Source organism: Bradyrhizobium sp. CCBAU 53351 (genome assembly GCF_015291745.1).
GTDB lineage: Bacteria > Pseudomonadota > Alphaproteobacteria > Rhizobiales > Xanthobacteraceae > Bradyrhizobium.
Genome location: NZ_CP030059.1, coordinates 4,943,795 through 4,956,181 on the forward strand (window position 1 = coordinate 4,943,795; position 12,387 = coordinate 4,956,181).

The window sequence follows — 12,387 nt, forward strand, 5'->3', positions numbered from 1 at the left end:
AGACGCCGCATGCCCATGATCGATGCCGACGGATGCCTGCTCAACGTCTCCGTCGAGGGCCGCGACGGCGGGCCGACCTTGATGCTCTCCAACTCGCTCGGCTGCACGCTGCAGATGTGGGAGCCGCAGATGAAGGCGCTGACACAGGTGTTCCGCGTCATTCGCTATGACCGCCGCGGCCATGGCAAGTCCAACGTTCCGCCCGGCCCCTATACGATGGAGCGCTTCGGCCGCGACGTGCTCGCGATCCTCGACGACCTCAACATCGAGAAGGTGCATTGGTGCGGCCTGTCGATGGGCGGCATGGTCGGGCAGTGGCTGGGCGCCAACGCACCGGAACGCTTCGGCAAGCTCATCCTCGCCAACACCTCCTGCTATTATGCCGAGCCGACCAAATGGCTGGAACGCATCGACGCCGTGAAGAAGGGCGGCATCGCCGCAGTCGCCGATGCCGTGATCGCGGGCTGGCTGACGCAGGATTTTCGCGAGCGCGAGCCCGACATCACCGCCAGGATGAAATCGATGCTGCTCGCCTCGCCGGTCGAAGGTTATCTCGCCTGCTGCGAAGCGCTGTCGACGCTGGACCAGCGCGAGCTGCTTCCCAAGATCAAGAGTCCGACGCTGGTGATCGCCGGCCGCCACGACATGGCGACGCCGATCTCGGCAGGTGAATTGATCCGCTCGAAGATTCCCGGCGCGAGCATGACCATCATCGACGCCGCACATATTTCCAACATCGAGCAGCCGCACGCGTTCACGGATGCGGTGGTGGGATTCTTGACGCAGCGCTAGCCACCATCTTCGTCATCCCGGAGGACAGAATGGACGACCAGAAGCGCCGCGATGCCGGCATGAACGTTCGCCGCAAGGTGCTGGGCAATGCCTGGGTCGACAAGTCGATCGCGAACCGCAACGCCTTCAACAGCGATTTCCAGGACATGATCACGCGCTACGCCTGGGGCGAGATCTGGACGCGGCCGCATTTCGACGAGCGCACGCGGCGGGTGCTGGTGATCGGCACCATGGTTGCGCTCGGCCAATGGGACGAATTCCGCCTGCACGTGCGCGCGGCGCTCGCCGAAGGCGGCTTCACGCCCGACGACATCAAGGAAATCCTGCTGCAGCAGGCGATCTATTGCGGCGTGCCGGCAGTGAACCACGCCGTCAAGGAAGCCTCAGCGATTGTGCAGGAGCTCGGCCTGCTCAAGGCCTAGGGGAGCTGCGATCGTGGCGGTCTCTTGAACCGCCTTGTGGACCGTCTTGGGCGCGGTCTCGGGCCGTTCGATCACCACCACGATGGCGGCGCCGAGCAGGAGCAGCAGCTCGGTTGCGTGCAGCCGGAGCGCAGCCATCTCGCCGACCTTCGAGGCCATGACCATGCTGGCGAACGAGATCAGGCTGCCGATCGCCAGGGCAATGCCGAGCGCCTCGTCGCTGCCGCCATTCCTGCGGATGCGAGGAATGCAGAGCAGCGCGAGATAGATCGCAAAGAACGCCACGACCGTCAGCCGGCCCAACGCCAGCAGCCACGCGGCGCGCACCGTGTCCATGCCGGCCATCTGGAGATGGTCGCTCAGGTACAGCGCAACCGCGACGCTCGGCCGCTCGTAGAGGCCATGCACGGGTGCGATGATGATGTTGAAGGCGACAAGCGCCCAGGCCGGGATGAAATAGGCCGCCAGCAGCGCGCCGTTGACCGAGCCGATCCGCCAATTCCCGAACATAGCCGCTTCCCGCTTCGCCTGCCGTTCGCCTTCGACCGAAGGCTTTGCGGGGAGCTAACTCGCATCAGACTGTGGCGGCAATTTAAACCCTTTGTTTACCTTAACTGCCCCTCGCGATCGTCATTCCGGGGCGGGCTCGCAAAACCGAACCCGGAATCTCGAGATTCCAGGTCTGGCGCTAACGCACGATCCCGGAATGACGCGGACAAGCGATTGACCCAAAAGAAAAAAGGCCCCGCCTTCCGGCGGGGCCCTCTCTACTCCTCGGCTCCCAAACTCGCTATTCCTGGTCGCGCTGGCCGCCCTGCTGCTGGCCGGGCCGATCGCCCTGGCGCATCGGGTCGTTCTGCTGCTGCTGTCCGGGTTTCTGACCACCGCCCTGCTGCTGCCCGGGGCGCTGCTGGCCGGGGTTCTGACTCTGCTGACCCGGATTCTGGTTCTGCTGCTTCGTCATTCGGGGAACTCCCTTGTTGGACGTCAGAGCCGAGACAACGGCCGGCGGCCATTTTGGTTGCTCTGCGGAACCCAGTTCCTCACAGCTGCGGAACCCGTGCTCCAAATCACCTCTGTACAAGACCTCCTGCCATCGCGTGAGCTGTTGCAGCCGTCAGTTCCCTCCTGTTACAAAACGGCAAGAACGCTGAGGGGCTGCCGGGGCCCAATAAAAACACGCTCAAACCACACTCCAACCCACTCTCCTCAGAGCTCACCTTGAGCCCGCGTCAGGTTTGGTACGGCAGCCCATGGATTATTTCACCCAGCAGCTCATCAACGGTCTCGTCCTGGGCTCGATCTACGGCCTGATCGCCATCGGCTATACGATGGTCTACGGCATCGTCGGCATGATCAACTTCGCCCATGGCGACGTCTTCATGATCGGCGGCTTCATTGCCTTGATCACCTTCCTGATCCTGATCTCGCTCGGGCTGACCGCGATACCGCTGATCCTGCTCGTCGTGCTGCTCGTCTCGATGGCGATCACCGCGCTTTATGGCTGGACCATCGAGCGCATCGCCTACCGGCCGCTGCGCCATTCCTTTCGCCTCGCCCCGATGCTGTCGGCGATCGGAATGTCCTTCGTGCTGACCAACTATTCGCAGGTGGCGCAGGGCGCGCGCGTCAAGCCGATCCCGCCCTTCATCACCGGCGGCTACACCCTGCACGAGAGCACGGACGGTTTCGTGATCCAGCTCTCCAACATCCAGATCATGGTGGTCGTCACCACCATCGTGCTGCTGGCCCTCTTCACCTGGCTGGTGTCGCGCACCCGGCTCGGGCGCGACATGCGCGCCTGCGAGCAGGACCAGACCATGGCGGCGCTGCTCGGGGTCGACGTCGACCGCACCATCTCCATGACCTTCGTGATCGGTGCCGCGCTCGCCGCGGTCGCGGGCCTGATGTACCTGCTCTATTACGGCCTCGTCGATTTCTTCATGGGCTTCGTCGCGGGCATCAAGGCGTTCACCGCCGCCGTGCTCGGCGGCATCGGCTCGCTGCCCGGCGCCATGCTCGGCGGCCTTGCGATCGGCCTGATCGAGACGTTCTGGTCGGCCTATTTCTCGGTCGAATACAAGGACGTCGCGGCGTTCTCGATCCTGATCGTCGTGCTGATCTTCATGCCGACCGGCTTGCTCGGTCGTCCCGAAGTCGAAAAAGTCTGACGGTCGCGCGTGGCAGCTTCCTCACCCATGAAGGCCAAATCTGGCATCCCCGCCATCCTGAAGACGGCTTTGGTCAACGCGCTGGTCGCGCTGGTGCTGTTCTCGTTGATGGTCGGCATCCGCACCGAGGCGGGCGCCTCCGGCCAGCTCACTTATTGGACGCGCTTCGGCGAGCTCGCGTCCCTCGTCGCTGCAGTGTTCGGCGGCTCGATCGTCATCGAGGTGCTGCGGCAATGGATCGGCCCGACCGGCGCCGAGAAACTGGTGCCACCGGCGGTCTCGAACGGCATGTCGTTCATCGGCCGCTATCTCGCTCCGGCGCTTTTGATCTTCACGCTGCTGGTGCCGGTGATCTTCTATAACCAGCGCTACATCCTCGACCTTGCGATCCTGGTGCTCACCTATGTCATGCTGGGCTGGGGGTTGAACGTCGTGGTCGGGCTCGCGGGCCTGCTCGATCTCGGCTACGTCGCCTTCTACGCGGTCGGCGCCTATTCCTACGGGCTGCTTGCGACCAATTTCGGCTGGTCGTTCTGGATCTGCCTGCCGCTCGCCGGCATCCTCGCGGCGTTCTGGGGCGTCCTGCTCGGCTTCCCCGTGCTGCGCCTGCGCGGCGACTATCTCGCCATCGTGACGCTCGCCTTTGGCGAGATCATCCGCCTCGTCATCATCAACTGGCAGGAGCTCACCGGCGGCCCCAACGGCGTCTCCGGCATTCCCCGCCCCACCTTCTTCGGCATCCCGCTCGACAACAGCGATGACGGCCTCGCCGCCAAGCTCGGCATCGAATATTCGCCGACGCACCGCATCGTCTTCCTGTTCTATCTGATCCTGGCGCTTGCGCTGCTCACCAACTGGGCGACGATCCGCCTGCGCCGCCTGCCGATCGGGCGCGCCTGGGAAGCCTTGCGCGAGGACGAGGTCGCCTGCCGCGCGCTCGGCATCAACACCACGACCACCAAGCTCACGGCGTTCGCGACGGGTGCGATGTTCGGCGGCTTTGCCGGCGCGTTCTTCGCCACTCGCCAGGGCTTCATCAGCCCGGAATCCTTCACCTTCCAGGAATCGGCGCTGGTGCTCGCCATCGTCGTGCTCGGCGGCATGGGCTCACAGCTCGGCGTGGCGCTGTCCGCGCTCGCCATGATCGGCGGCTTCGAGCTGTTCCGCAGTCTCGAAACCTATCGCATGCTGGTGTTCGGCATGGCCATGGTGCTGATCATGATCTGGCGGCCGCGTGGCCTGGTCGGCCATCGCGCCCCGACCGTCTATCTCACCAAGGCGCACGCGATCTCTTCCGACCTCGTCAAGGAAGGTCACGGATGAGCGACGACAAGATTCTCGACGTCGACCGGCTCACCATGCGCTTCGGCGGCATCGTCGCCGTGCAGGACCTGTCATTCTCGGCAGCGCGCAAGAAGATCACCGCCCTGATCGGACCGAACGGCGCCGGCAAGACCACCGTGTTCAACTGCATCACCGGCTTCTACAAGCCGAGCGGCGGCGCCATCCACCTCACCCATGACGACGGCAGGACGGTCGCGCTGGAGCGGCTGAATGATTTCCGCATTGCCAAGCAGGCCAAGGTCGCCCGCACCTTCCAGAACATCAGGCTGTTTCCCGGCATGACTGCGCTGGAAAACTTAATGGTGGCGCAGCATAACGCGCTGATGCGCGCCTCCGGATTCACTCTCCTCGGTCTCCTCGGCGTTCCTACTTACCGTGACGCCGAAAAACGCGCCATCGACCTCGCCATCGACTGGCTCAAGCGGGTCAACCTGCTCGACCGTGCCGACGATGCCGCCGGCAATTTCGCCTATGGCGACCAGCGCCGGCTCGAGATCGCGCGCGCCATGTGCACCGAGCCCGCGCTTCTGTGCCTGGACGAGCCCGCCGCCGGCCTCAACGCGCGCGAGAGCGCGGCCTTGAGCGAGCTCCTGCTCTCGATCCGCGATGAACTCGGCACCTCGATCCTCCTGATCGAGCACGATATGTCGGTCGTGATGGAGATCTCCGACCACATCGTGGTGATGGACCATGGCGTCAAGATCGCGGAAGGCACGCCGCGCGAGATCCGCGACGATCCCAAGGTGATCGCCGCCTATCTCGGCGCCGACGAGGAAGAGGCGGCTGCTGTGATGGAGGGCGGCTCGTGACGCCGGCACCTTCTCCTCTGCTCGTGATCCGCGGCTTGCGCGCCGCCTACGGCAAGATCGAGGCGCTGAAGGGCGTCGACGTCGAGATCAATGCCGGCGAGATCGTGGCCCTGATCGGCGCCAACGGCGCCGGCAAGTCGACCCTGATGATGACGATCTTCGGCAAGCCGCGCGCCCGTGCCGGCCAGATCCTGTATGAAGGCCGCGACATCACCGACGTCCCCACGCACGCGATCGCGCATTTGCGCATCGCCCAATCCCCGGAGGGCCGCCGCATCTTCCCGCGCATGAGCGTGGCGGAAAACCTCCAGATGGGGGCGGACGCCACCGAATGCACCGAGACCGAACGCGAGGCCACGCTCCAGCGTGTCTTCACGCTGTTTCCGCGGCTGAAGGAACGCTACGCCCAGCGCGGCGGAACCCTGTCCGGCGGCGAGCAGCAGATGCTGGCGATCGGCCGCGCCTTGATGAGCCGTCCTCGCCTGCTGCTGCTCGACGAGCCCTCGCTGGGCCTCGCGCCGCTGATCGCGCGCCAGATCTTCGATGCGATCCGCACCCTGAACCGCCAGGACGGCCTGACCGTCCTGATCGTCGAGCAGAACGCCAACCATGCCCTCAAGCTCGCCCATCGCGGCTATGTCATGGTCAATGGCCTGATCACGCTGGCCGGCACCGGCGCCGAATTGTTGCAGCGCCCCGAGATTCGCGCCGCCTATCTGGAGGGCGGCCGGCACGGCTGACCGAACCACAAGCCAGCCGGCGTGCGGCCGAATGCGGCGAGATATCTGCGCCAATGCCCGTATTTTGCCGGTGACTTCTCCTGAGATTCATTCAAGAATGGCGCCGGTTTGAACCGGGCATGCCCGGCAACGTCCACAGGCGACCACCCGCGAGGTATCTCATGAAATCACTGAAGCTCATCGGTCTGGCATTCGGCGTATCGATCGCGCTGTCGAGCGCGGCATTCGCGCAGGATGTCACCGTCGCAGTCGCAGGCCCGATGACCGGCGGCGAGTCCGCCTTCGGCCGCCAGATGAAGAACGGCGCCGAAATGGCCGTGGCCGATATCAATGCCGCCGGCGGCGTCAACGGCAAGAAGCTCGCGCTGTCCGTCGAAGACGACGCGTGCGACCCGAAGCAGGCGCGCTCGATCGCCGAAAAGATCGCCGGCGCCAAGATGCCCTTCGTCGCCGGGCACTATTGCTCCTCGTCGTCGATCCCCGCCTCGGAGGCCTATGCGGACGGCAACGTCCTGCAGATCACCCCCGCCTCGACCAACCCGCTCTTCACCGAGCGCAAGCTTTGGAACGTGGCACGCGTCTGCGGCCGTGACGACCAGCAAGGCCTGATCGCGGCGCAGTACATCGCCAAGAACTACAAGGGCAAGAACATCGCGATCCTCAACGACAAGACCACCTACGGCAAGGGTCTTGCCGACGAGACCAAGAAGGCGCTCAACAAAGCGGGCGTCACCGAGAAGATGTACGAGTCCTACAACAAGGGCGACAAGGACTTCAACGCGATCGTCTCGCGCCTGAAGCGCGACAATATCGACCTCGTCTATGTCGGCGGTTACCACCAGGAGAGCGGCCTGATCCTGCGTCAGATGCGCGACCAGGGCCTCAAGACCGTGCTGATGGCCGGCGACGCGCTTGCCGACAAGGAGTACGCCTCGATCACCGGCCCCGCCGGCGAAGGCACCCTGTTCACCTTTGGCCCCGATCCGCGCAACAAGCCGACCGCCAAGAAGATCGTCGACGCCTTCAAGGCCAAGAACATCGATCCGGAGGGCTACACCCTCTACACCTATGCGGCGATGCAGGTCTGGTCACAGGCGGCCAAGAAGGCCGGCACCACCGACGCCAAGAAGGTCATGGAGGCGATGAAGGCCGGCAAGTGGGACACCGTGATCGGCCCGATCGAGTATGACGCCAAGGGCGACATCAAGCAGATCGACTACGTCGTCTACAAATGGGACGCCAAGGGCGGCTACTCCGAGATCAAGGGCAACGGCACCTGAGCGCGGCTCCGGGACTCAAGTCCCGCCATGCGATCATCATCACGCCCCGGCTTGCCCCGGGGCGTTTTCTTTGTGGCAGGATCAAACGGCTGCGGGCAGCTCGCCGGCGGCCGCGGCCTGGGCCTTGCGAAGCGCCTGCAGGAGATCGTTCGGACGAAACGGCTTCTGCAGGCAAATCACGCTGGCGAGGTGGGGCGACTGCTCCATGAAATCCAGCGCCGTCATTCCGGACATGGCAACGACGGGAAGCCCCGGTGCGCGCTCGCGCAGGGTCGCAATGACGTCGACACCGCTGATATCGCCGAGGAAAATATCGACGATCACCGCGTCAAAGCGGCCTTCTGCGAAGGTTTTCAGCCCGGCCGCACCGCTTCCAGCCTCGGCAACCTCGTAATGGTTGACCCGAAGCACGATCGCGACCATCGCGCGGACGTCCTTCTGGTCGTCGATGATGAGAACGCGAGGCATGGGAACAACTCCCGCAGATCGATCAAATGATATGATTCGAACCTGGAACCCGGCACCGTGGCAGGGCATTATGACACCACCCAGTAAAGCGCATCTTACCTGGTCCCCATTCCGCGTTCCCCCTCAAATTAAGTAAGCTGTAACCTTCGGTTGAGTCGTCGCGGTATCAGTTCACGACACGCGCCCGGAACGGGCTACCGTAGGAGGTCAGGACTGCCGATCTTGGAACTGCGGAGATGCTCAAAACGGGTCTGCACGAGATGAACGCGCCTGCGATCGACCGAAGCACATTTCTTTCGACTCTGCCGGCCGCGTCGACGGACCGGACCGCGGCTTTGTGGATCGTCGGCATCTCCTCGATCCTGTTCGCATTGGCCGTTCCGTTCGCAGGTATCCCGCTGCCGCCGGTTCCGGCCTTTGTCGCGAGCTATCAATCGGCGCTGGCCGTCAGCGACATCATCACGGCCGTGCTGCTGCTGTCGCAGTTTTCGGTGGTGCGGACCCGCGCCCTGCTGTGGCTGTCGACCGGCTACCTGTTCACCGCCGCGGCTGCGCTGGTCCATGCCCTCACCTTCCCCGGCCTGTTCACGCCGACCGGGCTGTTTGGCGCGGGCAGCCAGACCACGGTCTGGCTCTATATGATCTGGCACGGCGTCTTCCCGTTGTTCGTGCTGGGCTATGCCTGGCTGAAGGAACAGGACGGCGGCCCCAGGATCCAGGGCCCGACCAGCACCGCGATCTACGCGACCGTGCTCGGCGTCGTCGCAACCATGGGCGCCTTCGCCTGGATCGTCACCGCCCAGCACGATTTGTTGCCGGTTCTGCTCCGCGACGGCCGTTACACACCGACCATGATCGGCGTCGTGTCCTTCGTGTGGTCGCTGAGCTTCGCCGCGCTGGTATCGCTCTGGTTCCGCCGCCCGCATTCGGTGATCGACGTCTGGCTCATGGTCGTGATGTGCGCATGGCTGTTCGACATCGCGCTGTCCGCGATCGTCAACGTCGCGCGCTTCGATCTCGGTTTCTACGCCGGCCGCCTCTATGGCCTCTGCGCGTCGAGCTTCGTGCTCGCGGTGCTGCTGATCGAGAACGTCCGCCTTCAGTTGCACACCGTCGGCCTCGTCGGCAGGCTGCGCCAGCAATCGGCGTCGGAACGCGACTATTACGGCAAGCGCCTCGCCCTGTACGGCGCCGTCGTCGAATCCTCCAACGATGCCATCATCACGAAGACGCTCGACGGCATCATCACCGGCTGGAACAAGGCCGCCGAGCATCTGTTCGGCTATTCCGCCGCGGAGGCCGTCGGCAGGTCGATCGACATCATCGTGCCGCCGGACCGAAAAGGCGAAGTCAGGAGCATCCTCAACCAGATCGCCGGCAACGAATCGATTGCCCAGCACGAGACGGTGCGGATTCGCAAGGATGGCCGCGCGCTCGACGTCGTCCTGAACGTATCACCCTTGAGATCGGACAACGGAGAGATCATCGGGGCCTCCAAGATCGCCCATGACATCACGGAGGAGAAACAGGCGCGCGAGAAGCTGCGCCGCGAGACCGAGGAGCGTCAGCGCATCTTCGAGACCTCGCAAGACCTGATCCTGGTGACCGATGGTTTCGGCAATTTCATCCAGGTCAGCCCGAGCGTGAAGGACATCCTCGGCTTCAGCCCGGACGACATGATCGGGCACAGCGCGACCGAGTTCATCCACCCTGACGACCTCGAGAGGACGCGCGACGAGATGCGGGCGGCACGGCGCGGCGCGGTCAAGCGCAGCTTCGAGGCGCGCTACTATCATTACGACGGTCACGAGGTCACGCTGAACTGGATGGGCACCTGGTCCGAGCCGGTGAAGCGCCATTTCTTCATCGGCCGGGACCTCACGGAGAAGCAGGCCGCCGAAGCCCAGTTCCGGCAGGTCCAGAAGATGGACTCCATCGGCCAGCTGACCGGCGGCGTCGCGCACGACTTCAACAACGTGCTGACCGTCATCACCGGCACGATCGGCATCCTGGCCGACGCGGTTGCCGACCGCCCCGAGCTGGCTGCAATCACCAAGCTGATCGACGACGCCGCCGAGCGCGGCGCCCAGTTGACCAAGCATCTGCTGGCCTTCGCCCGCAAGCAGCCGCTCCAGCCTCGCGAGATCGACGTCAACGCGCTGGCGCTCGAAGCCGCCAAACTGCTGCATCCGACGCTGGGCGAGCAGATCACGATCATGCCGCAGCTCACCGAGGACGCCTGGCCGACGCTGGTCGATCCCGGCCAGCTATCCACCGCGATCCTCAATCTCGCATTGAACGCGCGTGACGCCATGCCCGAGGGCGGCACCTTGGTGCTGGAGACCCGCAACATCTTTCTCGACGACGGCTATGCCAGCATGAACCCCGACGTCGTCGCCGGCAATTACGTGATGATTGCCGTCAGCGACACCGGCAGCGGGATTCCGCCGGACCTGATCGACCGGGTGTTCGACCCGTTCTTCACCACCAAGGAGGTCGGCAAGGGCACCGGCCTCGGCTTGAGCATGGTGTTCGGTTTCGTCAAGCAGTCGGGCGGCCACATCAAGATCTATAGCGAGGTAGGCCACGGCACGAGCGTGAAGATCTACCTGCCGCGCTCGACCGGGGTGCAGGAGACCGAGTTCGAGGCGCAGCAGAACGCGCCCATCACCGGCGGCAACGAGAAGATCCTGATCGTCGAGGACGACGCCCTGGTGCGGCAATATGTGGTGACCCAGGTCAAGAGCCTCGGCTATACCGCGCTCGAGGCCGCCAACGGCGCGGAGGCCCTGACCATCATCGACAGCGACAAGACCATCGACCTGCTCTTCACCGACATCATCATGCCCGGCAACATGAACGGCCGTCAGCTCGCCGACGAGGCCGCTCGCCGCCGTCCCGACCTGAAGACATTGTTCACCTCGGGCTACACCGAGAATGCCATCGTCCATCACGGCCGGCTCGATTCCGGCGTGCTGCTGCTGGCAAAGCCCTACCGCAAGTCCGAACTCGCCAAGATGCTCAGGACGGCACTGGCGAGTTGAGCCTGCGGCGTCCCTGCGCTATCGCAAGGCGAACTCCTTTCAGCGCGCGAGGCCACCTTGAAGGATCTGCTCACCGACATTGCCGGGGTCCGCGTCGGCCATGCCGAGGATGCCAAAGTCGCCACCGGCACGACCGCAATCATCTTCGACCAGCCCGCGGTCGCGGCGATCGACGTGCGCGGCGGCGGTCCCGGCACGCGCGAGGATGCGCTGCTCGATCTCGCCAACACCGTCGAGCGCGTCGACGCGATCGCGCTGTCCGGCGGCTCTGCTTTCGGTCTCGATGCCGGCGGCGGCATCCAGGCATGGCTCGCCGAGCAGGGGCGCGGCCATCGCGTTCGCGAGGCGCTGATTCCGATCGTGCCGGGGGCCATCCTGTTCGACCTCCTCAACGGCGGCGACAAGGCCTGGGGACGCTTCTCGCCCTATCGCGACCTTGGCTACGCCGCCGCGGCCGCTGCCAGCGCCGACTTCCCGCTCGGCAGCGTCGGCGCCGGCTTGGGGGCCACCACCGCGACGTTCAAGGGCGGGCTCGGCTCGGCGTCGGCGGCGACACCTGACGGCGTGAAGGTCGCGGCGATCGTCGCCGTCAACGCGGTGGGCAGCGTGACCGTCGGCAACGGGCCGTGGTTCTGGGCGGCACCGTTCGAAATCGGCAGCGAGTTCGGCGGGCGCGGCCTGCCCGACAAATTCACCGACGACATGCTCCGGATGCGCATCAAGGGCGGTCCCGCGGCGAGCGCGCGCGAAAACACCACCATCGGCGCCGTCGTCACCGACGCGGTGCTGACCAAACCCCAGGCCAAGCGTCTGGCGATGATCGCGCACACCGGCTTTGCCCGCGCCATCTATCCGGTGCACGCACCGACCGATGGCGACGTGCTGTTTGCGGCTGCGACCGGCGAGAAGCCGATCGAGCCGCTGGTCGGCCTCACCGAGCTCGGCACGGTCGCCGCCAACGTGGTCGCGCGCGCGATCGCCCGCGCCGTGTACAGCGCGACCGCGCTGCCGTTCCCGGGGGCACAGCCGGCGTGGAAGGACAGGTTCGGTTAGAAACGAAACGGCCGAGACGGCGTTACCCTGGCGGCCTCAGGTGTACCGCCATGCCGTCGTCCGTAATCCGCTTCGTTCGCTATGCGCCCGACACGCGGGAGCTGAAGGTGACCTTCGTCAGCGGACGCCTCTATGTCTACGAGAACGTTCCACCCGAGGTCGCCGCAGCGTTCCGGGAAGCGCGCTCAAAGGGCGCGTTCTTCAACCACGAAATCCGTGACCGCTATGCCTATCGTGACATCACGCGCGAATATGCCGGCTGAT

General features: G+C 64.9%; 13 protein-coding genes. 10 read left to right on the top strand and 3 right to left on the bottom strand.

The features are described 5' to 3' along the window. The first annotated feature begins 9 nt into the window (after window positions 1-9). Together pcaD and XH83_RS23480 are read left to right on the top strand one after the other, a co-directional pair. On the top strand, window positions 10-792 hold the full coding sequence (gene pcaD, locus XH83_RS23475; protein ID WP_194403095.1) for a 3-oxoadipate enol-lactonase: 783 nt from the start codon (window positions 10-12) through the stop codon (window positions 790-792). 29 nt (window positions 793-821) lie between these two features. Beyond that, the gene (locus XH83_RS23480; protein ID WP_194403096.1) at window positions 822-1,214 is read left to right on the top strand and encodes a carboxymuconolactone decarboxylase family protein; all 393 of its coding nucleotides are present in this window, start codon (window positions 822-824) and stop codon (window positions 1,212-1,214) included. Here XH83_RS23480 and XH83_RS23485 read toward each other — a convergent pair. Together XH83_RS23485 and XH83_RS23490 are read right to left on the bottom strand one after the other, a co-directional pair. Further along, entirely contained in the window at window positions 1,176-1,724 is a 549-nt protein-coding gene (locus XH83_RS23485; RefSeq protein WP_194403097.1) for a hypothetical protein, read from the bottom strand. The two genes, XH83_RS23480 and XH83_RS23485, sit on opposite strands and share 39 nt — an antisense overlap. Window positions 1,725-2,004: 280 nt before the next feature. Continuing rightward, window positions 2,005-2,178, bottom strand: coding sequence for a hypothetical protein (locus XH83_RS23490; RefSeq protein WP_181769418.1), 174 nt, complete (start codon window positions 2,176-2,178; stop codon window positions 2,005-2,007). Between the two features lie 289 nt (window positions 2,179-2,467). Between XH83_RS23490 and XH83_RS23495 the strand changes: the two genes are divergently transcribed. The 5 genes from XH83_RS23495 to XH83_RS23515 all read left to right on the top strand — a co-directional run bounded on the left by XH83_RS23495 (window position 2,468) and on the right by XH83_RS23515 (window position 7,558). Then, complete coding sequence (locus XH83_RS23495) at window positions 2,468-3,385, top strand: branched-chain amino acid ABC transporter permease LivH (RefSeq protein WP_194403098.1); 918 nt, start codon at window positions 2,468-2,470, stop codon at window positions 3,383-3,385. A 27-nt stretch (window positions 3,386-3,412) separates the two neighbouring features. Next, window positions 3,413-4,708 carry a high-affinity branched-chain amino acid ABC transporter permease LivM gene (livM, locus tag XH83_RS23500; protein ID WP_194403099.1) on the top strand — a complete coding sequence of 432 codons (1,296 nt, stop codon included), beginning with the start codon at window positions 3,413-3,415 and terminating at the stop codon, window positions 4,706-4,708. Continuing rightward, complete coding sequence (locus XH83_RS23505) at window positions 4,705-5,538, top strand: ABC transporter ATP-binding protein (RefSeq protein ID WP_194403100.1); 834 nt, start codon at window positions 4,705-4,707, stop codon at window positions 5,536-5,538. Before livM ends, XH83_RS23505 begins: the two co-directional genes overlap by 4 nt. Then, the gene (locus XH83_RS23510) at window positions 5,535-6,278 is read left to right on the top strand and encodes an ABC transporter ATP-binding protein (protein ID WP_194403101.1); all 744 of its coding nucleotides are present in this window, start codon (window positions 5,535-5,537) and stop codon (window positions 6,276-6,278) included. The genes XH83_RS23505 and XH83_RS23510 overlap by 4 nt, the downstream gene beginning before the upstream one ends. Before the next feature lie 161 nt (window positions 6,279-6,439). Further along, window positions 6,440-7,558 (top strand): branched-chain amino acid ABC transporter substrate-binding protein, encoded by a 1,119-nt coding sequence (locus XH83_RS23515; RefSeq protein WP_194403102.1) that lies wholly within the window; start codon window positions 6,440-6,442, stop codon window positions 7,556-7,558. Window positions 7,559-7,639: 81 nt separating this feature from the next. Here the strand turns inward: XH83_RS23515 and XH83_RS23520 are convergent, their stop codons facing one another. Continuing rightward, window positions 7,640-8,026, bottom strand: a complete 387-nt coding sequence (locus XH83_RS23520) for a response regulator (RefSeq protein WP_194403103.1) — start codon at window positions 8,024-8,026, stop codon at window positions 7,640-7,642. A gap of 236 nt (window positions 8,027-8,262) precedes the next feature. Here XH83_RS23520 and XH83_RS23525 point away from each other — a divergent pair, with 236 nt between their 5' ends. The 3 genes from XH83_RS23525 to XH83_RS23535 are packed head-to-tail and all read left to right on the top strand — an operon-like array spanning window position 8,263 to window position 12,386. Continuing rightward, window positions 8,263-11,070 carry a PAS domain S-box protein gene (locus XH83_RS23525; protein WP_194403104.1) on the top strand — a complete coding sequence of 936 codons (2,808 nt, stop codon included), beginning with the start codon at window positions 8,263-8,265 and terminating at the stop codon, window positions 11,068-11,070. A gap of 57 nt (window positions 11,071-11,127) precedes the next feature. Then, entirely contained in the window at window positions 11,128-12,123 is a 996-nt protein-coding gene (locus XH83_RS23530; protein WP_194403105.1) for a P1 family peptidase, read from the top strand. 50 nt (window positions 12,124-12,173) lie between these two features. Next, window positions 12,174-12,386 (top strand): KTSC domain-containing protein, encoded by a 213-nt coding sequence (locus XH83_RS23535; RefSeq protein ID WP_194403106.1) that lies wholly within the window; start codon window positions 12,174-12,176, stop codon window positions 12,384-12,386. Window position 12,387 lies beyond the last annotated feature (1 nt).

Coding starts and splice junctions, on each gene's coding strand:
- XH83_RS23515 (WP_194403102.1), top strand. CDS start 6,440: ATGAAATCACTGAAGCTCATCGGTCTGGCATTCGGCGTATCGATCGCG.
- XH83_RS23520 (WP_194403103.1), bottom strand. CDS start 8,026: ATGCCTCGCGTTCTCATCATCGACGACCAGAAGGACGTCCGCGCGATG.
- livM (WP_194403099.1), top strand. CDS start 3,413: ATGAAGGCCAAATCTGGCATCCCCGCCATCCTGAAGACGGCTTTGGTC.
- pcaD (WP_194403095.1), top strand. CDS start 10: ATGCCCATGATCGATGCCGACGGATGCCTGCTCAACGTCTCCGTCGAG.
- XH83_RS23480 (WP_194403096.1), top strand. CDS start 822: ATGGACGACCAGAAGCGCCGCGATGCCGGCATGAACGTTCGCCGCAAG.
- XH83_RS23485 (WP_194403097.1), bottom strand. CDS start 1,724: ATGTTCGGGAATTGGCGGATCGGCTCGGTCAACGGCGCGCTGCTGGCG.
- XH83_RS23505 (WP_194403100.1), top strand. CDS start 4,705: ATGAGCGACGACAAGATTCTCGACGTCGACCGGCTCACCATGCGCTTC.
- XH83_RS23525 (WP_194403104.1), top strand. CDS start 8,263: ATGCTCAAAACGGGTCTGCACGAGATGAACGCGCCTGCGATCGACCGA.
- XH83_RS23495 (WP_194403098.1), top strand. CDS start 2,468: ATGGATTATTTCACCCAGCAGCTCATCAACGGTCTCGTCCTGGGCTCG.
- XH83_RS23490 (WP_181769418.1), bottom strand. CDS start 2,178: ATGACGAAGCAGCAGAACCAGAATCCGGGTCAGCAGAGTCAGAACCCC.
- XH83_RS23535 (WP_194403106.1), top strand. CDS start 12,174: ATGCCGTCGTCCGTAATCCGCTTCGTTCGCTATGCGCCCGACACGCGG.